Raw genomic sequence first — 22,826 nt, forward strand, 5'->3', positions numbered from 1 at the left:
ATTAAGCGTCTGCGTATAGGCGATCTAAAATATCTTTCGCGCCATCGTTAAGTAGTTGCTCAGCCAATTGCGTACCTAATGCTTCAGCATCTGACACTGGCCCCGTAATTTCGCCACGAACCATGATAGTGCCGTCCGGTTCTCCAACTAAAGCGCGTAACCAAATCTGGTTACCGTCAATTAATGAATAACTACCGATCGGAACCTGACAGCCACCTTCAAGACGGTTGTTCATTGCTCGCTCACACAATACACGATGTGCTGTTTCTGGGTGATTAAGTGGTTCAAGTAGAGCACGAATACGAGTGTCATCTAGGCGAGTTTCAATACCGACAGCGCCTTGGCCAACAGCAGGTAACGATTGCTCTGGTTCAATTGAGCTTTTGATTCGATCTTCTAGACCAAGACGAATAAGACCTGCACAGGCAAGAATGATCGCGTCATAATTACCATCGTCTAATTTCTTTAGACGAGTACCTACATTACCGCGAAGTTCTTTAATAATTAAATCTGGACGCGCTTCTTGTAACTGGCATTGGCGACGTAAACTACAAGTACCAACAACTGAACCTAGTGGTAAGTCTTCAATACAAGTATAAGTATTAGATACGAATGCATCTCGTGGGTCTTCACGCTCACAAATTGTGACTAAACCTAATCCTTCAGGAAACTCAACGGGCACGTCTTTCATTGAGTGAACCGCAAGATCTGCGCGACCTTCTAGCATCGCAACTTCAAGTTCTTTTACGAATAATCCTTTTCCGCCAACTTTTGCTAATGGTGTATCAAGAATGATGTCACCTTTAGTTACCATGGTAACTAATTCTACTTCCAAACCAGGGTGAAGAGACTGTAGCGCGTCTTTAACAAAATGAGCTTGCCATAGAGCTAAAGGGCTTTTACGAGTGGCAATACGAACTGGTAATTGCTGTGACATAGTAGTATCCGATCAAAATAATTACCTTATCCTACCACTACTTGAGGGTGAGGTGAAAATACAGGATGACAACAGTGTGATTATAGGTTAAAAACAACACCGCAATTACTAGGAGACCTAGGATTGCGCTTAATGCGTAAACTTTACGCCAGTAATGAAAAATGTTATCTTGATCACGTTTTATAGTCGGTATTGGACGAGTTATGTTCAATATGAATCGTCATCATTGATGACAAAGATGAGCCAGGCTTTCTATTTGCAAACCTATATTGAAACATTAATCGCCCGACAACAGCGTCTTACTGAACAGCGTATAGATCGCGCGTTAGCATTAATGAAACCACTTGGGCAAGAGATCTTCCATCAATTGCCATTGCTGCTGCATTTCAATCACTCGGAGCTTCCGGGGTTTATTGAAGGTGCACCTAGTGGTATTAAACAATTTCATGCAAATAAGAAACAGCGTGAGTGGATGGCTCAACTGACGCTTCGTTATCCTCTTTCTACTTCTAACCAAGGCAATATTCTTGGTTTGTATTCAATGGGCAGTACTTCATCTATCGGACAAACTGTCACCAGTGATCTTGATATTTGGGTGTGTATACCAGAGCACCTTCCAGCAGAGAAAAAAATCCTCTTGCAACAAAAATGCGATGCTCTGACTGAGTGGGCTGCGCAGTTTTATATTGAAGCAAATTTTTTCTTGATGGAACAAACGCGTTTCCGTGACACTTATTCTGAAGAAATGACAGGAGATAACTGTGGGTCTTCACAGCATCTGTTGTTACTTGATGAGTTTTATCGAACCGCAGTATGTCTTGGTGGGCAACAATTATTATGGCAGATCATTCCTCCAGAAATGGAAGAAAGCTATGACGAATATGTTGATCAGCTTTGTCAGCAAGGTGTAATTAGAAAAGAAGAGTGGATTGACTTTGGTCGTCTAAATCATATCCCTGCTGAAGAGTATTTTGGGTCGAGCTTGTGGCAACTTTATAAAAGTATCGACTCACCGTTCAAATCGGTATTAAAAGCGATTTTATTGGAAGCCTATTCTTGGGAATACCCACACACTCAATTATTAAGTATTGATAGTAAACGTCGTTTTTTTGCCGATGAGCCAGATCTCTATGGTATGGATGCGTATTATTTAATGCTAGAAAAAGTAACGCGGTACCTTGAGCGAACCAATGATATGGCTCGTTTAGAACTTGTACGTCGTAGCTTTTATTTAAAAACTCATGAGAAACTGTCTCGTAAGCAAGGACAAGGTTCAGTTGAGTGGCGTCGTAAGGTGTTAACAGAGCTAACATCACAATGGGGGTGGTCTCAAGCAACGATAGTTGAGCTTGATTCTCGTCGTACATGGAAGGTTGAGCAAGTTAAAAAATCACATAATGATTTGCTTGAAGCCTTAATGCAAAGTTACCGTAACTTGATCCGTTTTGCGCGTAATAATGACATAACATCGTCGATTAGCCCCGAGGATATCAGTATTCTTGCTCGTAAGCTTTACGCTGCATTTGAAGAGCTTCCTGGTAAGGTTACTTTACTTAATCCACAAATTTCCCCTGATCTGCATGAAGCTGATTTAAGCTTTATTGAAGTGCAAGATACTAGCGTTAATAAAGCGGGTTGGTATGTATATAAACAACCATTAATCGCTAAAGAATTGATGGGTGCAAAGCAATTAGAGCATAATAGATACTTAAGTAAATTGGTGGCGTGGGCATTCTTTAATGGGTTGCTGACAGAATCAACACGATTAGATGCGGTTGTACGCCAAGCCGACCTGAATATTGATAAGTTTTACCAAATGGTAAGCGACTTAAGAAATACATTTTCTGTGCATATGCCACAGCCGACCAAAGAAGAGTTAGGTAGCCCATGTGAGGTTCGCCAATTATCAATATTTATCAATTTAGAAAGTGATCCTACTGAAACATTGAAGATGAAGCCTGAGCGTATGAATCAGACGGATGCAGATATCTTTAGTTGCGGTAGCGAGCAGAACAATCTTATTGGTAGCGTGGATTTAGTATATCGAAACTCATGGCATGAAGTTAGAACGCTTAATTTTAGTGGTGAGACGGCAATTCTTGATGCTCTGAAAACGGTATTATGCAAAATGCATCAAGATGCAGCTCGTCCTGAATCGGTTGATGTTTTTTGCTATAGCAAACAAATGCGTGGCATTATCCGTAACAACATTTACCAACTATTGGCTGAATGTATCGAACTTCGTTTAAAACCTGTCGAAAATAACGAAAAGCGTCGTCGCTTTAAGGGCATTAAAATTGGATCGACTATGTATGGCTTGTTCTTTGAGCGTCGTGGTGTATCTATTCAGAAATTAGAAGATTCAGTACAATTTTATTCAAGTATTTCAACTAATAAAGCGATTGGTTCAACGACAATACCTTTAGGTGATAATAGTGGTGTTGTTATTCCTGATGTCGTGGATTCATTTGCGAGTGAAGGACTCATTCAGTTCTTCTTTGATGCCTCAGACTATAATGATGATGGTTTTAATATTTACGTCTTAGATGAAGATAATAAGATTGAAATTTATCATGAGTGCTACGGCAGCAAAGATGACATGGTGAATAGTATTAATCATTACTACACCTCAAGTCGTAATAATATTGATTTAGAATTCCCAGATAAAGTGAACTTTAATTTACCTCAATTTTATGAAGTGGTTTACAGTGATATAAAAGAAGCGTCAGTGCTTTCTTACCGCAGTGGACAGCAACAATGTAAATCAAAGCAAGTGTAATTTATCTCTAAATAAAGCATAAAATAAACAAAGTTAGGCTGCTAGTCAGTCTTAGCTTTGTTCAATTCAAAAGCAAATCTGACCTCTAGGTTGGGTCTCACCTCATTTCAGTATATACTTCACTCACATGTATAAATAACCAGTGTGATGTGATGGACGTTTCTTTTCTTCTTGATGGTCTTAATGACAAACAGCGCGAAGCCGTAGCCGCTCCGTTAGAAAACATGCTTGTACTTGCGGGTGCTGGTAGTGGTAAAACTCGAGTACTTGTTCATCGTATCGCATGGTTAATGCAAATCGAGCAAGCTTCTCCCTTCTCTATTATGTCAGTGACGTTTACTAACAAAGCGGCAGCAGAAATGCGTGGTCGTATTGAAGAGTTAATGCATGGCAGTGCGGGCGGAATGTGGAACGGTACTTTCCATGGTATCTGTCATCGTATTCTTCGTGCACATTATCTGGATGCGAAATTACCTGAAGGCTTTCAAATTATAGACTCTGATGATCAACAACGTTTATTGAAACGTTTGATCAAAGCTCAGAACTTGGATGATAAGAACTGGCCTGCGCGTCAAGCAGCTTGGTTTATTAATGGCAAGAAAGACGAAGGATTACGTCCTCATCAGATTAATACCTTTAATGATCCTATCGCTCAAACATGGTTAAAAGTATATACCGCTTATCAAGAAGCGTGTGATCGTTCAGGTCTGGTTGATTTTGCTGAAATCTTACTTCGTGCTCACGAATTACTGCGTGATCACAAACACGTTCGTGAGCATTATCAAGCGCGTTTTAAGCACATTTTGGTCGACGAATTCCAAGATACCAACAACATCCAATACGCATGGTTACGTATGATGGCGGGTGCTGATTGTAAAGTGATGATCGTGGGTGATGATGATCAGTCTATCTATGGTTGGCGTGGTGCTCAGATCGAAAATATTCAGAAATTCTTAGATGAATTTGTGGGAGCAAAAACCATTCGCTTAGAGCAAAACTATCGCTCAACAGCTAACATCCTAAACGCCGCCAATGAACTGATCAGTAATAACACTGAGCGCATGGGTAAGAAGTTATGGACTGAAGATGCTGATGGCGATTTGATTTCTATTTATTCTGCTTATAACGAAATGGATGAAGCTCGTTTTGCTGTAGGTAAAATTAAAGAGTGGCGCGATAACGGTGGCACTCTGCAAGATTCTGCATTCTTATACCGTAATAACGCCCAATCTCGTGTATTAGAAGAAGCCTTAATTCAAGCAGGATTACCGTATCGAATTTATGGTGGTATGCGATTCTTCGAACGACAAGAGATCAAAGATGCTTTGTCTTACCTTCGTTTAATGAACAATCGCCATGATGATGCGGCTTTTGAGCGTGTTGTAAATACACCAACGCGTGGCTTGGGTGATAAAACATTAGAAACGGTACGTTTTGCTGCGCGTGAACGTGGGACGACCATGTGGCAAGCCAGCCTTGCTTTGATTGAAGAGCAAGTATTACCGGGTCGTGCTGCGGGGGCGCTAAGCCGTTTTATCGAACTAATTAATGCATTAGAAGACGATACTCGTGATTGTCGTTTACATGAACAAACGGACCAAGTGATTAAAAGCTCAGGACTGTTTACCATGTATGAGCAAGAGAAAGGCGAAAAATCAAAAGCACGTATTGAAAACCTGGAAGAATTGGTAACGGCGACTCGTCAGTTTGATAAGCCAGAAGAAGCGGAAGAGATGACTGACTTAACGGCTTTTCTAACTCATGCAGCATTAGAGTCGGGGGAAGGTCAAGCGGATGAATTTGAAGATGCAGTTCAACTGATGACCTTGCATAGTGCTAAAGGGTTGGAATTCCCATTAGTATTTATGGTCGGAGTTGAAGAAGGTATGTTCCCAAGCCAAATGTCGGCAGAAGAAGCGGGTCGTTTAGAAGAAGAGCGTCGTCTTTGTTATGTTGGTATGACGCGTGCGATGGAAAAGCTATACATTATTTATGCAGAAACTCGCCGTGTATATGGTCAAGAGAAATACCATAAGCCGTCACGTTTTATTAAAGAACTACCAACGAATTGTGTTGAAGAAGTTCGTATGAAGGCGAAAGTAAGCCGAACGGGTTCTTACGGTAGTTATGGTTCTCAAGAAAGTTCATCTGAGGGTCGATTTGGTCAAAAAGCGATTAATAATAACTTTAATGAAACCGGTTATGCACTAGGTCAACGAGTTAAACATCCTAAGTTTGGTGAAGGTACGATCATTAACTTCGAAGGTGCAGGTGCACAAGGTAGAGTACAAGTTGCCTTTAATGGCGAAGGTATTAAATGGCTTGTTACTCAATATGCGAAGTTAGAGTCAATGTAATATAAAGTTATACGTAGAGTATAAAAAAAGAGAGCGAATTCGCTCTCTTTTTTTATTTTGCCATGTCTGTTTTTACTGAATCAAAGGGACTCGTAAATTGTAATTCATTACATTCATGACATTTAAATTTCTTTGTGTTGCGTTGTGTTATATGTCTTTCTACAAAGCTTCTTTTAGATGGTAATAACGGTAATTCCGCTTTACAATTTTTACACCTAGTCATAGTTTCAACCTATTTACAATACTATCAATTATTTATAATATTATTATTGGCTTAGTGTCACATATTAAGGGGTAAATTTCACGGCTAGGTTTGGTTTTCTTTGTTAAAATGACAAAAATAAAACATAAATCGAAAAAACACAGTGTAAATGCTGTAATTTTGTTTGTTTATTGTTTTTGCACTAGGGTTGTATTTGTTTTTTCTTTTTGTTGATGATAAATGCATCAGTTGTAAAGATAATCAATGCACACCAAATGAATCCAAAGGTAGTGGCCTTATCTGCACTAAAAACTTCATCGTATAAACCAACCGCAAGAATAAACATCAAGCTTGGTCCAACATATTGAAAGAAACCTAATGTGGTTAGTTTTAATCGAGTCGCAGCACCAGTAAAGCAAAGTAAAGGGACGGTTGTGATAATACCTGCAGCAATTAATAGCAAATTTAGGTTTGTGGAATTCGTTGTGAAATCAGAAGTCGGAGAATTTGCGATAAATAATAAATAAGTTGTAGCTATCGGCAATAGAACTAAGGTCTCAATAAATAAGCCTGATTGTGCATCCATAGCGACTTTTTTTCGTAATAAGCCATAAAAACCAAAGCTACAAGCTAGCGCCAATGCCACGGTAGGGATTGAGCCAAAGGTTACTAGTTGGATTAGCACACCAATAGCAGCAAAAATTACAGCAAGCCATTGTAGTTTTCGTAGCCTTTCCCCTAAAAACAGCATACCTAACATGACATTAAAAATAGGATTAATGAAATAACCAAGACTGGCATCAAGCATGTGGTCTGCGGTTACTGCCCAAATAAAAATTAGCCAATTTGCTCCTATTAATACGCTACTTGTCATCAAATAACCCATTTTTCTTTTATCTTTTAGTGTATTAGCAACGGTTTTCCAGCCTTTAGATACGCATAATAGTCCAGCAAGAAAAAAGAAAGACCAAATAACACGATGACTCAAGATTTCAAAAGGAGAAACTTCACTAATGGTTTTAAAATAAATAGGTGCAATGCCCCACATGGTATAGGCGCTAAGAGCAAAAAAAACACCCTGACGAGTGCGCTGTTGTTCGATTTCAGTGGTAGGCATAAGCAAATTCTTAACGAAGTAATGTAATAAAAAAGGTGTTTTTATGATCACACCTTGTATGAATTGTTGTTGGGGGAGTATAGAGGTCAGTGTCGAATGTGCCTAGTATTTTCCTATTGCTCTTTTCCTCACCAATAAGCATAGGTAGAATGAGCCTCCCATAGTATTGATGAGTTTTTTATGTCCAGCATTATCGCAGAGCAGCCAATGAAACAGGTATCGCAGAGTTACACTGTTTTAAAAGACGTTTTTGGCTATCAAGAATTTCGTGTTGGGCAAGAAGAAGTCATCAATGCTGTCCTTGATGGTCAAGATAGCTTGGTTATTATGCCTACTGGTGGTGGTAAATCACTGTGTTATCAAATTCCAGCATTGGTATTTGATGGATTAACGTTAGTTATTTCACCATTAATCTCATTAATGAAAGACCAAGTTGATCAACTTAAGGCTGATGGCGTCAAAGCGGAGTGTTTGAACTCGACGATTGGTCGTGATGAGCAGATCGCGATTTGGAATCGTATTAATTCAGGCCAAGTTAAGATGTTATACGTCTCGCCTGAGCGTGTGATGATGCGTGATTTCATGGAACGTCTTGAATCTTTAAATCTTTGCATGATAGCGGTCGATGAAGCGCATTGTATCTCACAATGGGGGCATGATTTCCGTCCAGAATATGCGTCACTTGGACAAATAAAACAGCGTTTTCCTAATGTTCCAATTATGGCACTGACGGCGACGGCTGATGAAGCTACTCGTAAAGATATTTTAAATCGTCTCTCATTACCTAATCCTCATGAATATTTGGGTAGCTTTGATCGCCCTAACATTCGTTATACCGTGTTAGAGAAACACAAACCAGTTAGCCAAATTGTTCATTATCTTGCCACGCAGAAAAATCAGTGTGGTGTTATTTATTGTGGCAGTCGTAAAAAAGTAGAAATGCTGACTGAGAAACTCTGCAATAACCACATTCGTGCAGCTTCTTATCATGCAGGTTTGGATTTGGATGAGCGAAATTATGTTCAAGAAGCATTTCAGCGTGATGATATTCAGATCGTTGTTGCTACGGTTGCCTTTGGTATGGGGATCAATAAATCAAACGTCCGTTTTGTCGCACACTTTGATATTCCTAAGAACATTGAATCTTACTACCAAGAAACTGGTAGAGCAGGACGTGATGGTCTGCCTGCTGAAGCGGTGATGTTGTATGATCCTGCAGATATAGTATGGCTAAGAAAACTGGTAGAAGAGAAGCCAGAAGGGCCACAAAAACTGGTAGAGAGTCATAAGTTAAATGCCATGACCGCCTTTGCTGAAGCCCAAACTTGTCGTCGCCAAGTACTCTTAAACTACTTTGGAGAATACAGCGCTAAGCCTTGCGGTAACTGTGATGTGTGTTTAGACCCACCAAAACAATTTGATGGCACAGAAGCGGCGCAAAAAGCATTATCTTGTGTATATCGAGTAAACCAAGGTTTTGGTGTTGGTTATGTGGTGGAAGTACTCAGGGGACTAAAAATCGCCCGTATCCGTGAACATGGTCATGATAAGTTATCGACTTATGGTATTGGTAAAGAACACAGTCATGAGTACTGGGTTAGTATTATTCGCCAATTGATTCATAAAGGCTTATTAGCTCAAAATATTACCCGAAATTCGACACTGCAATTAACCGAAGAAGCTCGCCCAATTTTAAAGGGGCAAGAAGCGTTAGAACTTGCCGTTCCGCGATTAGATACTGCTGCGAAAACGGCTAAGTCAGAGAAATTAAATAATCGTCATTATGATAAACAGCTGTTTGCCAAGTTACGAAAATTGCGTAAATCGATTGCAGATCGTGATGATCTGCCTCCTTATGTGGTGTTCAGTGATGCAACCTTAATGGACATGGCTGATATCACGCCGACCTCGTATGGTGAAATGTTGGCGGTTAATGGCGTAGGGCAAAAGAAACTAGAAAAATACGCCGATCCATTCTTGGATTTAATTGAAATGCACATTACCGGACAAGGATAAGTCATGAGTCTATTTTCAGTGGTTGAGTTTGATAAAGACGCAGGACGGATCATCTTTTCTATTCCAGAGTTTGATTTTGATTCTTTTGAGACGATAGGTAAGCAGTTAGTGAGCGCCATGGATGCCAAAGTCACAGAACAACAGATGGATGCAGACTTACATTCTTGGTTAATCGACTTTGAAGGCGCACAATTTATGCTACGCGCTGAGCATTATTCGAATTCGGTATGGCTTGAAGCCTTAGCTTGCACCGAACATCAAGAAGAGTTGGCGTTTATTGCAGGTTTGTTTTAAGCGGCTCTTGTGATCAAAAGCGGTTAATGTATAATCACCGCCCTGAAAATTGGCTAGAGTCATTACGTAAATAAACGGTGATTTTAGCTTTGTGTTTAATTTGGGTTCCCTCGCCCCCAATGACAAAAAGGTACTTATATGAGTACATTTACGCCCGCGCAACAGCGCAACGCTTTATCTTTCCTTGTAGTATTCCACCTTGTAATTATTGCATCTAGTAACTATTTGGTTCAGATCCCATTCACTTTGTTTGGGTTTCACACCACATGGGGTGCATTTACTTTTCCCTTCATTTTCTTAGCAACAGACTTAACGGTTCGTATCTTTGGGGCAAAAATGGCAAGAAGTATCATCTTCTTTGTTATGTTGCCTGCATTAGCGGTCTCTTATTTCTTATCGGTTATTTTCTTTGAAGGTCAATATCAAGGTTTTTCACAACTGGGTGAATTTAACTTGTTTGTTGCTCGTATTGCGATCGCAAGCTTTATGGCTTATTTACTTGGACAGATATTAGATGTTCATGTGTTTAACCGTCTTCGTCAGCTAAAACAGTGGTGGGTTGCTCCAACATGTTCAACATTGTTTGGTAATGCGATAGATACCTTAGCATTCTTTGCTATTGCTTTTTATCACAGCCCTGATGCTTTCATGGCAGAACACTGGACTGAAATTGCGCTGGTTGATTACGGTGTAAAATTAGTGATTAGCTTAGGCTTATTTGTTCCAATGTATGGTGTGCTACTGAATTACTTGATTCGTAAGTTAACGTCAGAAGGGCATCAATTAGCAACTCAGCCTTCTCAGTCGTAGAGTTTCACTAAAATGTATACCAAGGTCAGCAATTTGCTGGCCTTTTTTATTTTCTATCTTATTGATTATTAATGTGTTGAAAAATTAAGTGAGATCTTTTCTCATTTAACCATTGCAATGCAAGTGAGAATGGTTATTATTACCTTGTCTTCAGGGAATAACGCAAACACAAGTTACCCCGCACTATTTCAAGAAGGCACGACATTGCTCACATTGCTTCCAGTGTAAATCAGCTATATGAGTAGTGGTGACGTTTCTAAGTTAACGACTGCCATTATTCTCTTTTTGCTGAGCGGCGCTTCTTTACGAAGACGCCGCTTTTTTTTGTCTTTTTTTTGAGTTGTTAGCCCATTTTTTAGAAAAACATACGCTTTTAAATGATCAGTTTTTTAATAGTAAATGTCATGGTTAATATTATTGTCCACAAGGGATGATCAAGTGAGGATCTCTTTGTTGATCGTTTTAGTTGAACTAAGTTTTTGATTTTTTGGTTTTTAATCTGCTTTTTTTGAACTGATAAAATAGTTATTAATTGCGCGAAAAATAATTACAAACAGAGTTATCCACAGATGAGTTATAAATGTAATGTGAACTTTTGATAAATAAAATGAGAAAAAAGGAATGAAGAGCAGCATTTTGATGTGGCTTGGGTATAAAATGAAACTCATTGATCATAATAACTTCTGGATAATACCGACTATGGCAAGAATTCCTGATAATCCATTCATCTTAGTGGATGGCTCTTCGTATCTTTTCCGTGCGTATCACGCAGCGCCTAATTTTACTAATGGCGACGGCCAACCAACGGGTGCGGTGTATGGCGTTATCAACATGCTACGTAGTCTTCTTAAACAATTTGAAACGGATCGTGTTGCGGTTATTTTTGATGCGAAAGGAAAAACCTTCCGTAATGATATGTATCCAGAATACAAAGCAAATCGTCCGCCAATGCCAGATGATTTACGTTGCCAAATAGAGCCTTTACATAAATTGATCAAAGCAATGGGCCTACCATTGATCTCTATCTCAGGTGTAGAAGCCGATGATGTGATTGGTACATTAGCATCTCAAGCATCGAAAGCGGGTATTCCAGTACTGATCAGTACTGGTGATAAAGATATGGCACAGCTGGTTGATGAAAACGTAACACTTATTAATACCATGACAAATGTGATCATGGGGCCTGAAGGCGTTGAAGAGAAATTCGGCGTTCCACCAGAGCTGATTATTGATTATCTCGCACTAATGGGTGATACCTCAGATAACATTCCGGGCGTTCCTGGCATTGGTGACAAAACAGCAAGAGCACTATTGCAAGGTGTGGGTGGCTTAGATGCGCTTTATGCCAACCTTGATGATATAGCACCATTAGGCTTCCGTGGCTCAAAAGGCATGGCGAAGAAGTTAGAAGAGAATAAAGAAGGGGCTTACCTTTCTTATGAACTAGCAACGATTAAGCTTGATGTTGAATTAGAGCAAACCCCTGAAGATCTTGTAAAACAAGAGCCAAATGTGGATGAGTTAATTCAGATGTTTGGTCAAATGAATTTTAAGCGTTGGCTTACGGAAATGCTGGACGGCAGTGATGGCAAGATCGTTTCACATGAAACATCAGCAAATCGAGCGGTAAGCTCATCATCAGACAGCGCTAATGAAGCTGAAGAAGAAACAATTGTTGCAGCTCAAGTTGATCGCTCAAAGTATGAAACTATCTTGACCCAAGACGCTTTCTTGTCGTGGTTAGAAAAATTAAACAATGCTGAAGTGGCTGCATTTGATACAGAAACTGACAGTCTAGATTACATGGTGGCTAACCTAATTGGTCTGTCATTTGCCATCGAAGAAGGTGAAGCGGCGTATGTGGCTGTTGCTCATGACTACCTTGATGCCCCTGAGCAACTTGATCGTGATTGGGTTCTTGAGCAATTAAAACCGTATTTAGAAGATGACAGCAAAGCAAAAGTGGGTCAAAACTTAAAATACGATGCAAGTGTATTGGCGCGTTATGATATCGAAATGAAAGGCATTAAATTCGATACCATGTTGGAGTCATACGTTTATAACAGCGTCGCTGGTAAGCACAACATGGATAGCCTAGCACTGCGTTACTTACAGCATAATACGATTTCATTTGAAGAGATCGCAGGTAAAGGTAAGAAACAACTTACGTTTAACCAAATTGCATTAGATGAAGCGGCACCTTATGCGGCGGAAGATGCTGACATCACACTGCGTCTACATAATGTATTGCACGCAAAATTAGTAGCGGATGAAAAATTAAATACCGTCTTTACTGATATTGAGCTTCCTTTGATTTCTGTTCTTTCTCGTATGGAAAGAAAAGGGGTTTATATTGATGACATGCTGCTTTCTGCACAATCACTTGAGATTGGCCAGCGTCTTGATGAGTTAGAAAAAGCGGCGTATGAAGTTGCAGGACAAGAGTTCAACATGAACTCTCCAAAACAGCTTCAAGCGATTCTATTTGAGAAAATGGAACTACCAGTTATTAAAAAGACGCCATCAGGTGCTGCATCAACCAATGAAGAAGTACTGCAAGAATTGGCTTTAGAGTATGAACTTCCTAAGCTGATTTTAGAATACCGTGGTTTAGCCAAGTTGAAATCAACCTATACAGATAAACTACCGAAGATGATAAATCCGTCTACGGGTCGTGTACATACCTCTTATCATCAAGCGGTAACAGCGACGGGGCGTTTATCATCGACTGATCCAAACTTACAAAATATTCCAATTCGTAACGAAGAAGGTCGCCGTATTCGTCAAGCGTTTGTGGCTCCTCATGGTTGGAAAATCTTAGCAGTCGATTATTCTCAAATTGAACTTCGTATCATGGCGCATTTATCTCAAGATAGAGCGTTACTAGAAGCGTTTTCAGCAGGTAAAGATATTCACTCAGCAACGGCTGCAGAAGTAAAAGGTGTACCGATTGAAGAGGTGACATCGGAAGATCGTCGCCGAGCAAAAGCCATTAACTTCGGGTTAATCTATGGCATGAGTGCGTTTGGCCTTGCGAAGCAAATAGGCATCCCTCGTGGTGAAGCACAAGATTACATGAATGTGTATTTTGAGCGTTATCCTGGTGTAATGCAGTATATGGAAGAAACTCGTTTGCTAGCAACGGAGCAAGGTTATGTTGAAACCCTATACGGGCGTCGTCTGCATCTACCTGAAATTAACGCTCGTAATGGGATGCGACGTAAAGCTGCAGAACGTGCAGCAATCAATGCGCCAATGCAAGGTACTGCAGCGGACATTATCAAAAAAGCGATGATTCTAGTGGATAACTGGATTGAAGCGGAAGGTAATGGTCGAGTTAACTTATTAATGCAAGTACACGATGAATTAGTATTCGAAGTGAAAGAAGATGCATTAGAGGAAGTTATTAAACAAGTGACAGCATTAATGGAAGGAGCAGTGACGTTAGATGTCCCATTAATTGCAGATAGTGATTTTGGTGATAACTGGGACGAAGCACATTAATCCAAAGTGCTAATCATGAAAGATGAGTAAAGTGTTACTGATTAGATTGTAATTCAGTTACACCTGAAATTAAAACTATGAGCCAGCGCACGCGTTGGCTTTTTTTTGCCTAAAATAAAGTGAGCTATGTCAGGTGTTTGTTGTGTTTTTATGAACAAAACTGAAAAAAAATTACAAAAAAAGGTTTTCAAAACTGCTCGTTTGTTGTACATTTATCTGCGTAGGGTACAGAGGTAAAGATGTTCTATCTTTCAGACCTTTTGTTTCACGTTATTGGATTTGGCTAAATTCAACCGCCTCAGTCAACCTTTTTGACTGGGGCGTTTTTTCTTTCTGGCCCCTTCAAAATTAATCTTCCAATTTTTTCTGCATTTTCTATTTCTTCTTATTTTTCACTTTCTGTAATTTTACAACAAGTTATGATATTGATAATTAATTTACATAATTATCTTAACTCATTATTTTTAAACAAATAAAATTTTTAATGAGTGGTTTTGAGGCGAATTTATAGCTTTGAAATGCGTTATTGGCTTAGAAGGAGAATTTGAATTTTATAGGGGTTTGTTTCAAAGGGAAGATTGTTGCATTATGCGCGGAAGAAAAACAATAACACCTCTTTATTTCTCCCATTTCCCCACCTGCTATAGGTGGGGGTTTTATTTTGTCACAGGCTGTATCTACGTATGCTTTTTATTCAGCATCTAGACCTTCGATGAATTCCTCATCAATTTCAAAAGCCGGTGCAAACCATGTGTCTAGCTTCGCGCGAAGAATATCAACACCAATGCCCTTCAATGAAGAAAACGCATCAACAACCACTTCACCACCAAAATCAACTGCCGCTTCACGTACTTTAAGTACTTGAGCTTTACGCGCGCCGCTTTTTAGTTTGTCTGCTTTTGTTAACAAGATTTGTACTGGAATATTTTGGTCAACCGCCCAAAATACAAGTTGTTGGTCGATGTCTTTTAACGGATGACGGATATCCATCAATACTACTAAGCCTTTTAAGCACTGACGTTTTTGTAGGTATTCACCTAAAGACTTCTGCCATTTCTTCTTCATCTCAATAGGAACTTGAGCAAAGCCGTATCCTGGTAAATCTACGATATGGCAGTTTTCATCAACTTTGAATAAGTTAATCAACTGCGTACGACCAGGAGTCTTAGACGTTTTTGCTAAGCCTCTTTGGTTTGTTAAGCGGTTTAATGCGCTTGATTTACCCGCATTCGAACGGCCAGCGAAGGCAACTTCAATACCTTCATCTTCAGGTAGATGGCGAATATCTGGTGCACTCGTAATGAAGTGCGTCTTTTGGTAGTGAATGATTTTGCTCACTGTTAACTCCGTCTCGAAGGAAACCAAGCTGTAGATAATGATCCAAGTAGGATTATTGTAGTCAGCTGATTACTTTTTTGTGAAAATGTGTAAAATAACCGCAGTAAGGATGTCACAATTAACGTTGTAGTGACAAACTTGTAATAAAAACGGTAAAGGTCGCTCATTGTACCATGCTGTAGCCAATTTAGAGCGGTACTGGAAGCTTAATATCCAACACAATGTAAATAAATCCTGTTTACAAGGATAACTCATTGTGAGGGAACGATAATAATAAAATGGAATGTCATGAAAAAATTAGCGCTGATATTAACTCTCCTAGCTAGTTGCTCAACATGGGCTCAAGGAGATATCGAAGCTGGAAAGCAAAAATCTGCAACATGTACAGCTTGTCATGGTCAAGAAGGTAACAGTACTTTGACTCAATACCCTAACTTAGCAGGCCAACATGCAGGCTATCTTGAGAAGCAAATCAATGAATTTAAATTGGGCATGCAAACTCAAGGTAAACAAGGTCGTATGGATCCTGTAATGGGTGCAATGGCAATGGGTGTTGATGAGCAAGGAGCAAAAGACATCGCAGCGTATTATGCTTCTTTACCAATGGCCGATAATACAACGCCTGAAGAATCTATCCCAGAAGGCAAAGCTTTGTATTTAGCGGGTGATATGGAGCGTGGAATTACAGCGTGTGTTGCTTGTCATGGACCTCGTGGCAATGGTACATCACTGTCAGGGTTCCCTAAAATCTCAGGTCAACATTCTGATTATGTTAAGGCACAGTTAGAAAAATTCAGAGCGGGCGATCGTGCAAATGATATGAATGGCATGATGCGCGATATCGCGAAAAAGCTGACTGATGAAGATATTACAACATTATCTAAATATGTTGGTGGCCTACATTAATTGTTAATGTAAGCTCGATAATTAAGAGCAAATTTGAAGAAGCAGCTCTCGTAGCTGCTTTTTTTTATGAAAAAGGCGTTAAAACGATTATCTTTGCACCAGTATCGGGTATACTTCCCGCCCTAGAATTTTCAGGCAGTGGAGTGAGTTTATATGCAATCTTGCCCTTTGTGTCAGCATTCACAGGCTGATGACTTCCATCAAGATAAGCGTCGACGTTATTATCGTTGTCAGCAATGTTATCTTGTTTATGTGGATGAGGCGGATCGTTTAGACCCAGAGACAGAGAAAGCTCACTACGATCTCCATGAAAACAATCTTGACGATGAAGGGTATAGAACCTTCTTATCACGATTTGCTGAGCCTTTGTTATTGCGTGTTGGTGAGACACCTCAACAGGGACTAGACTTTGGATGTGGCCCTGGACCATTGCTTGCTCATATGATGAGAGAAGCGGGTCACCATGTCGAACTCTATGATATTTATTACGCCCCAGATAAGCACGTGCTTACTAAGCAGTATGACTTCGTCAGTTGTACAGAAGCGATTGAGCATTTTTATCAACCTCAAAACGAATTGGAATTGTTATTGAGCTTGGTGAAACCTGGTGGTTGGTTAGGTATCATGACGAAACTAGCCAGGGACGAAAGCGCGTTTGCCACTTGGCATTACAAGAATGATTTAACCCATGTCAGCTTTTTCAGCAGAGAAACGTTTGAGTTTGTAGCAAAGCGCTACCAACTTGACCTAGAGTTTGTTGGAAATGATGTCATCTTACTGAGGAAAACCCAGTAATGAGCCGTACTAAAAAAGCCCGTACTCCGGGAATGGCGAGTGAGCCAGTTGTTGTTACACGTAACCGTACCGATCGTGACGTAGACAGTCGTGAAATTAAGCGTAAAAGAAAACGTAAAGGCCTAAAAGCCGGTGCTCGTAATGCTGAAAGTAATGCAGAACAAGCGCGTCGTTTCGCTCAGAAAAAAGATCCTCGTATTGGTAGTAAAAAGCCAATTCAACTTGTTGTTGAAGAGAAGAAGAAAACAAGTAAGCAAGAGCGTCGTCTAACGAACGAACAAGAGTTAGCAATGCTAGAAAATGATGCACAGCTAATGGTTCTTCTGGATCGTATCGATAATGGTGAAAACCTAGGTACAGGTCTTCAGAAATACGTAGATGAGAAATTAGCACGTATCGAACACTTAATGGGTCGTTTAGGCTTATTAGATGACGAAGAAACAGAATCAGAAGAAGAGATTGCAGAATTCCCAGAATTTGAAGATCGTAAAGCGAAAAGCGATGATGATCTACTGGCAGAATTCGATAACTTCAATATGGACGATTTTAAATAATTATGTCTACAGTAACCCTGTTAGCACTGCTTGGCGGTGCAATTATTCTTGCGCTAGCTGGTTATGCTGGCAGCTTACTGATGAAGTTAAAAAAGCAGAAGGAACTGCAAGAACAACACAGAAAATTGGCGATACAAAAACGTAACGCCAATATTTTTGAGAATGTGGTTTTACTTTGCCAAGCAGGAATGCAAGAGCAATGTGATTACTCTGAGCTGTCTATTCGCTTGTACAGCATTATGGATTATCTACAAGAAGATGACCGTATTGATGTAGAGCAAGATTACCCGGCCTTATCTGAATTATTTCATGTTGTTAAAGACATGCCACGTGGTGATGCAAGACAAGAACTCGCTAAGCAAGAGCGAATGAAAGATAATTTAGTTCGAACTAAAGCGGAAGCTCGTCTGCAAGATACGATTAAAATTGAAATTCAACAATTGCATGATCGTATTAAGCCACTGAATCAAAAAATTGATATTAAAATGATCTGATCGACACTTCTATTTATCACTGCATTGAAGTCATCGGCTTTGTGAAGCAAATGCTTTATGATGCAGGAATAGTGTCAATGCAGATATAAAGAGATGGAAGTTAGTCATGTCAAATCAACAAATAGTATGGGACCAAGAGATCATTGAGAAGTATAACTACTCAGGTCCACGTTACACCTCTTACCCAACCGCTTTAGAGTTTCACGAAGCTTATACTCCTGCTGAATTCGATATGGCGTGTACTCAGTACCCTGAGCGCCCATTGTCTCTTTATATTCATATCCCATTCTGCCACAAGCTATGCTATTTCTGTGGCTGTAATAAAGTGATTACTCGTCATCACCATAAAGCGGATATTTATTTAGATTCACTAGAACTAGAAATCCGTCAGCGTGCAGCACTGTTTACTGAACGTAAAGTAACGCAATTGCATTTTGGTGGTGGTACGCCTACCTTTTTAACTAAGGTGCAATTTACGCGTCTTATGAATTTATTACGTGATGAGTTTAACTTTGAAGAAGGCGCAGAGATCAGCATTGAAGTTGACCCGCGTGAAATTGAATTGGATATGCTTGATCATCTACGTGATGAAGGCTTCAACCGTTTAAGTATTGGTGTACAAGATTTCAATAAAGAAGTTCAGCTTTTGGTTAACCGCGATCAAGATGAAGATTTTATTATCTCTATGGTACAACGAGCAAAAGACTTAGGTTTCCGCTCAACCAATCTTGATTTGATTTACGGCCTACCAAAGCAATCTGCAGAATCTTTAGCGTTAACCATTAAGCGTGTGCTTGAGATGGAACCGGGTCGTTTGTCTGTGTTTAACTACGCACACATGCCAACTTTGTTTGCCGCTCAACGTAAGATTAAAGACGCTGACTTACCAGCACCCGCTGAGAAGTTAGTCATGTTGCAAGAAACCATCGAGAACTTAACAGGCGCAGGCTACCAGTTTATCGGTATGGATCACTTTGCACTACCTGATGATGAACTAGCAGTTGCACAACGTGAAGGCATTCTTCACCGTAACTTCCAAGGGTACACCACTCAAGGTGAGTGTGACTTATTGGGGATGGGCGTATCAGCTATCTCAATGATTGGCGACAGCTATGCACAGAACAAAAAAGACTTAAAAGAATACTACGCTCAGGTTGATGAAAAACGTCACGCTCTGTGGCGTGGTGTTGCGCTTGACCAAGATGATTTAATTCGTCGTGAAGTAATCAAACAACTTATCTGTAATTTCACACTAGATACCAAAGCGATTGAAGCGGAGTTTAATTTAGACTTTGATAAATACTTTGCTGAAGACATTAAATTGCTGCAAACGTTTATTAACGATGAATTAGTGACAATGCATGAAGGGCGTATTGATGTTGAATTACGCGGTCGTTTATTGATCCGTAATATTTGTATGTGTTTTGATAAGTACTTACGAGACCGTGCGCGTCAGCAGCAGTTTTCTAGAGTTATCTAAGAGCGGATAAAACGGTGAAGAGCGGTCCTATGGTCCTGTGAAAACCTAATTGTTTGTTTAAGAATTTGAAACCGTAGGTGTTGATGCACCTGCGGTTTTTTTTGGAAGCTAGAAACTATACGCTGCGCTAACTAGAGGCTATAAGAGCTAGTACGGTTGATGTGAATCGCCTTTATTACATCGTCAGTGCTTTTGTTTTTATAGTTTCTAGAGCGAAGCGTTCTAGTTAGCGCAACGTATAGTCTTTACGGCTTCACATTCCTACTGATCGGATTCTGCAACGAAATCAGCGTCTCTGTTGATTGCACTTCTTCAATCGCCTGTAGCTTGTCAATCAATACAAATTGAAGCTCTTGAATACTCTTACACATCAGTTTCACGAAGATATTGTAAGCGCCAGTCGTGTAGTACGCTTCGACCACTTCTTCTAAGGCATCTAATTTAGCGAGAGCTGAGTGATAATCACGAGCTGCGTATAAATTAATACCAATAAAACAACACACATCGTAACCTAAGGTTTTAGGATTCACGATAACTTCAGTGCCTTCGATGATTTTTGCCGATTTCATCTTTTCAATTCGTACATGGATAGTTGCAGGGCTAACGTCAAAGCGCTTAGCTAATTCAGCGTAAGGGGTTCGAGCATCATTCATCAAGGCTTGTAGAATTGCTCGGTCAAGATCATCGATTTTACTAGTGTTGTTCATGAGGTGCTTTATCCCTGTACCTAAAAGTATCTAACTATTTAAACTACCCTAAGATAAAGCGTTCAGCGAGCACTTTATCTAGTCGTTTTTATTAATATCTATTACCATAGGCGCTTGTTGTTCCTAATTGATTGAGCCTGTTGGAGTACCCTGTGCAAATAGTGTTATTGTGTGAAGACCAAACCCGTAAACCTGAGTTAGAGGCGATTGCCGCTCGCTGGGGGTTAACGCATGACGAAGAGAATGTTTTTGCATTGGTATTAACCACAGAGCAGCTTGAGCTACGAAAAAGAGATGAATCTAAACTCGGTGCAATATTTGTAGATTTAGTTTCAGGTGCGGTTGGGCATCGCCGTAAATTTGGTGGTGGTAAAGGGCAGTCAATAGCAAAAGCAGTTGGATTGAATAAAGGGGCAACTCCGATTGTTCTCGATGGTACGGCTGGATTAGGCCGTGATGCGTTTGTATTAGCTTCTTTGGGTTGTAAAGTGCAAATGGTAGAGCGTCACCCTGTGGTTGCAGCTTTGCTTGATGATGGGTTAGCCCGTGCAAAACAAGATGCAGATATTGGGGCGTGGGTTTCTGAGCGAATGTCTTTGTTGCATGCGTCGAGTCATGATGCACTAGCTCAATTAATGGCTCAAGATGATTTTGTTCAGCCTGACGTGGTTTACCTTGACCCAATGTACCCGCACCCAGAAAACAAAAAGAAAAGCGCATTAGTAAAAAAAGAGATGCGAGTTTTTCAATCATTAGTAGGTGCAGATAATGATGCCGATGCATTGTTAGCGCCGGCATTATTAATGGCAACCAAACGTGTTGTTGTTAAACGACCTGATTACGCTGAATGGCTAGATAATCAAAAGCCATCAATGGCAATCGAAACGAAAAAGAACCGTTTCGACGTGTATGTAAATGCAGGTATGAAGTCTTAGTCTTTAAATGGCACAACCAATACATCAATTGGGCAGGTATTAATAACTTGTCTGGTTGATGATAATAACTTACTCCAGAAATCTTGGTGATGACCACACACGACAAGGTCGACATCAAGATTATCAATAGCCTCACATAATTCATTACTTAAATCGCCACTGCTGACCAATGTTTTATGAATAGGGTACTCAGCAAACTCAACCAAGTGCTTCATTGCTTCTTTCGAGGCTTCCATCGCTTGGTGCTGTGTTTCAGCAAGGTTGATATCAATTAAGCCGGTATATAGTTCTGCATAGCTCACATCAATGTGAATAAAAGAAACTTTAGCCTCTAGCGCTTTGGCTAAGCCCGCAGCTTTAGTGACCAATGATTTACTCTCTTCTGTTAAATCGACAGCGACAAGAATATGTTGGTAACTCATGATGTTTCTCCTATAAATCCAATATGGAATCTGTTCATAAACATAGATTAGCACCAGATCTATTCTTTTTTTGTCGTTTAGATCTCGTTCTGATTGATGATTATTGATTAATCAAGTCATGGGTGAGTTATGTTATAGTTGTATGAATTTTGAATGTAAATAGCTCATAAAGGAACCTGAATATGTTAGCTAAAACGATGATCGATCATCTAAATGCACAAATTAACCTAGAATTTTTCTCATCTAACCTATACTTACAAATGAGTGCTTGGTGTGAAGGTAAAGGATTTGATGGTGCTGCGTCATTTTTTAGAGCGCATGCAACAGAAGAAATGGAACATATGCAGCGTCTATTTACTTATGTAAGTGAGACGGGAGCAATGCCTATTTTAGGAGCGATTGAAGCACCACAATCAGAGTTTTCTGGTTTAGGTGATGTATTTCGTACCACGCTAGAGCATGAGCAAATGATCACACAAGAGATCAATAAACTGGCTCATGTAGCCTTTACTTCTCAAGATTACTCAACGTTTAATTTTCTTCAGTGGTATGTAGCAGAGCAGCATGAAGAAGAGAAATTATTCAAAGGTATTTTAGATAAAATTGACTTGGTAGGTGAAGACGGTAAAGCGTTATTCTTTATCGATAAAGATTTAGCGGTATTAGCAAAATCTGGCTCTACATCTATTATGGATAACACTGCTGGGTAAGTTTCACCCCACATGTAGTAAGCGCGTAATATCTTCTATAGATACATAAGCGCATAGGGTCGTTACTTTCCTAAGCACACAGAACAAGTATGTCAGAGGTGATTATGATAAGTGGCGACCTTATATTATTAGCATTATTTTCAGTAACGGGTATCAATATTATTCGTTATTTGAGCACATTAAAAACACTCCTTTTTGTGATGAAAGAAGCCCACCCAATGCTATACCAACAGGTGGATGGCCGAGGTTTCTTTACTACTCACGGTAACATCGGTAAACAAACCAAACTATTTCAGTATCTCTGGCAAGAAGAGTACCTGGATCATTACGACACACTCTTTGTCTTCAAATGTGAAAAAGCACGTTATTTATTTATGCTCTCTAGTGCGTTGCTGCTCGTAAGTGTAGCGGTGTTTTTCTTAGTAATTAGTTTGGGCATCTAGCGCCGATAATAGTACACTCCCTGCCA

The 22,826-nt window shown here is 39.9% G+C and carries 20 protein-coding genes; 15 read left to right on the forward strand and 5 right to left on the reverse strand.

Going from position 1 to position 22,826, the window contains the following annotated elements:
• Window position 1 precedes the first annotated feature (1 nt).
• Window positions 2-937, reverse strand: coding sequence for a hydroxymethylbilane synthase (gene hemC, locus BTO22_RS17920; protein ID WP_105056666.1), 936 nt, complete (start codon window positions 935-937; stop codon window positions 2-4).
• Window positions 938-1,193: 256 nt separating this feature from the next.
• Between hemC and BTO22_RS17925 the strand changes: the two genes are divergently transcribed.
• Together BTO22_RS17925 and uvrD are read left to right on the forward strand one after the other, a co-directional pair.
• On the forward strand, window positions 1,194-3,716 hold the full coding sequence (locus BTO22_RS17925) for a class I adenylate cyclase (protein WP_181044703.1): 2,523 nt from the start codon (window positions 1,194-1,196) through the stop codon (window positions 3,714-3,716).
• Window positions 3,717-3,868: 152 nt separating this feature from the next.
• On the forward strand, window positions 3,869-6,073 hold the full coding sequence (gene uvrD, locus BTO22_RS17930) for a DNA helicase II (RefSeq protein ID WP_105056668.1): 2,205 nt from the start codon (window positions 3,869-3,871) through the stop codon (window positions 6,071-6,073).
• 404 nt (window positions 6,074-6,477) lie between these two features.
• Here uvrD and rarD read toward each other — a convergent pair whose 3' ends face one another.
• The gene (gene rarD, locus BTO22_RS17935) at window positions 6,478-7,392 is read right to left on the reverse strand and encodes an EamA family transporter RarD (protein WP_105056669.1); all 915 of its coding nucleotides are present in this window, start codon (window positions 7,390-7,392) and stop codon (window positions 6,478-6,480) included.
• 180 nt (window positions 7,393-7,572) lie between these two features.
• Here rarD and recQ point away from each other — a divergent pair, with 180 nt between their 5' ends.
• From recQ to BTO22_RS20450, 5 genes are all read left to right on the forward strand, one after another.
• Window positions 7,573-9,408, forward strand: a complete 1,836-nt coding sequence (recQ, locus tag BTO22_RS17940) for an ATP-dependent DNA helicase RecQ (RefSeq protein WP_105056670.1) — start codon at window positions 7,573-7,575, stop codon at window positions 9,406-9,408.
• 3 nt (window positions 9,409-9,411) lie between these two features.
• Window positions 9,412-9,702 carry a DUF3630 family protein gene (locus BTO22_RS17945; RefSeq protein WP_105056671.1) on the forward strand — a complete coding sequence of 97 codons (291 nt, stop codon included), beginning with the start codon at window positions 9,412-9,414 and terminating at the stop codon, window positions 9,700-9,702.
• A 138-nt stretch (window positions 9,703-9,840) separates the two neighbouring features.
• Window positions 9,841-10,512 carry a 7-cyano-7-deazaguanine/7-aminomethyl-7-deazaguanine transporter gene (locus BTO22_RS17950; protein ID WP_105056672.1) on the forward strand — a complete coding sequence of 224 codons (672 nt, stop codon included), beginning with the start codon at window positions 9,841-9,843 and terminating at the stop codon, window positions 10,510-10,512.
• 699 nt (window positions 10,513-11,211) lie between these two features.
• Entirely contained in the window at window positions 11,212-14,016 is a 2,805-nt protein-coding gene (gene polA, locus BTO22_RS17955; RefSeq protein ID WP_105056888.1) for a DNA polymerase I, read from the forward strand.
• Window positions 14,017-14,255: 239 nt separating this feature from the next.
• A complete protein-coding gene (locus tag BTO22_RS20450; protein ID WP_438616993.1) occupies window positions 14,256-14,303 on the forward strand; it encodes a hypothetical protein in 48 nt (15 codons plus the stop codon).
• A gap of 403 nt (window positions 14,304-14,706) precedes the next feature.
• Here the strand turns inward: BTO22_RS20450 and yihA are convergent, their stop codons facing one another.
• Entirely contained in the window at window positions 14,707-15,354 is a 648-nt protein-coding gene (yihA, locus tag BTO22_RS17960) for a ribosome biogenesis GTP-binding protein YihA/YsxC (RefSeq protein WP_105056673.1), read from the reverse strand.
• 288 nt (window positions 15,355-15,642) lie between these two features.
• On the opposite strand from yihA, the gene BTO22_RS17965 reads away from it, so the two are divergent.
• The 5 genes from BTO22_RS17965 to hemN all read left to right on the forward strand — a co-directional run bounded on the left by BTO22_RS17965 (window position 15,643) and on the right by hemN (window position 19,583).
• Window positions 15,643-16,260, forward strand: a complete 618-nt coding sequence (locus BTO22_RS17965) for a c-type cytochrome (protein WP_060993401.1) — start codon at window positions 15,643-15,645, stop codon at window positions 16,258-16,260.
• Between the two features lie 153 nt (window positions 16,261-16,413).
• On the forward strand, window positions 16,414-17,055 hold the full coding sequence (locus tag BTO22_RS17970; protein WP_060993400.1) for a class I SAM-dependent methyltransferase: 642 nt from the start codon (window positions 16,414-16,416) through the stop codon (window positions 17,053-17,055).
• On the forward strand, window positions 17,055-17,609 hold the full coding sequence (yihI, locus tag BTO22_RS17975; protein ID WP_105056674.1) for a Der GTPase-activating protein YihI: 555 nt from the start codon (window positions 17,055-17,057) through the stop codon (window positions 17,607-17,609). The genes BTO22_RS17970 and yihI overlap by 1 nt, the downstream gene beginning before the upstream one ends.
• Window positions 17,610-17,611: 2 nt before the next feature.
• Entirely contained in the window at window positions 17,612-18,103 is a 492-nt protein-coding gene (locus BTO22_RS17980; protein ID WP_105056675.1) for a DUF2489 domain-containing protein, read from the forward strand.
• A 106-nt stretch (window positions 18,104-18,209) separates the two neighbouring features.
• A complete protein-coding gene (hemN, locus tag BTO22_RS17985; RefSeq protein WP_105056676.1) occupies window positions 18,210-19,583 on the forward strand; it encodes an oxygen-independent coproporphyrinogen III oxidase in 1,374 nt (457 codons plus the stop codon).
• 245 nt (window positions 19,584-19,828) lie between these two features.
• Here hemN and asnC read toward each other — a convergent pair whose 3' ends face one another.
• Complete coding sequence (gene asnC / locus BTO22_RS17990; RefSeq protein WP_105056677.1) at window positions 19,829-20,290, reverse strand: transcriptional regulator AsnC; 462 nt, start codon at window positions 20,288-20,290, stop codon at window positions 19,829-19,831.
• A gap of 152 nt (window positions 20,291-20,442) precedes the next feature.
• On the opposite strand from asnC, the gene BTO22_RS17995 reads away from it, so the two are divergent.
• The gene (locus BTO22_RS17995) at window positions 20,443-21,225 is read left to right on the forward strand and encodes a class I SAM-dependent methyltransferase (RefSeq protein ID WP_105056678.1); all 783 of its coding nucleotides are present in this window, start codon (window positions 20,443-20,445) and stop codon (window positions 21,223-21,225) included.
• Here BTO22_RS17995 and BTO22_RS18000 read toward each other — a convergent pair.
• Window positions 21,222-21,647, reverse strand: coding sequence for a universal stress protein (locus tag BTO22_RS18000; RefSeq protein WP_065594478.1), 426 nt, complete (start codon window positions 21,645-21,647; stop codon window positions 21,222-21,224). The genes BTO22_RS17995 and BTO22_RS18000 overlap by 4 nt on opposite strands.
• Before the next feature lie 182 nt (window positions 21,648-21,829).
• Between BTO22_RS18000 and ftnA the strand changes: the two genes are divergently transcribed.
• Together ftnA and uspB are read left to right on the forward strand one after the other, a co-directional pair.
• Window positions 21,830-22,357: a non-heme ferritin gene (ftnA, locus tag BTO22_RS18005; RefSeq protein ID WP_105056679.1), complete on the forward strand. Its 528-nt coding sequence runs from the start codon at window positions 21,830-21,832 to the stop codon at window positions 22,355-22,357.
• Window positions 22,358-22,461: 104 nt separating this feature from the next.
• Window positions 22,462-22,800: a universal stress protein UspB gene (uspB, locus tag BTO22_RS18010; protein WP_060993392.1), complete on the forward strand. Its 339-nt coding sequence runs from the start codon at window positions 22,462-22,464 to the stop codon at window positions 22,798-22,800.
• Window positions 22,801-22,826: the final 26 nt, after the last annotated feature.

It is taken from the genome of Aliivibrio sifiae, from assembly GCF_002954705.1.
In the GTDB taxonomy this organism is placed as follows: domain Bacteria; phylum Pseudomonadota; class Gammaproteobacteria; order Enterobacterales; family Vibrionaceae; genus Aliivibrio; species Aliivibrio sifiae_A.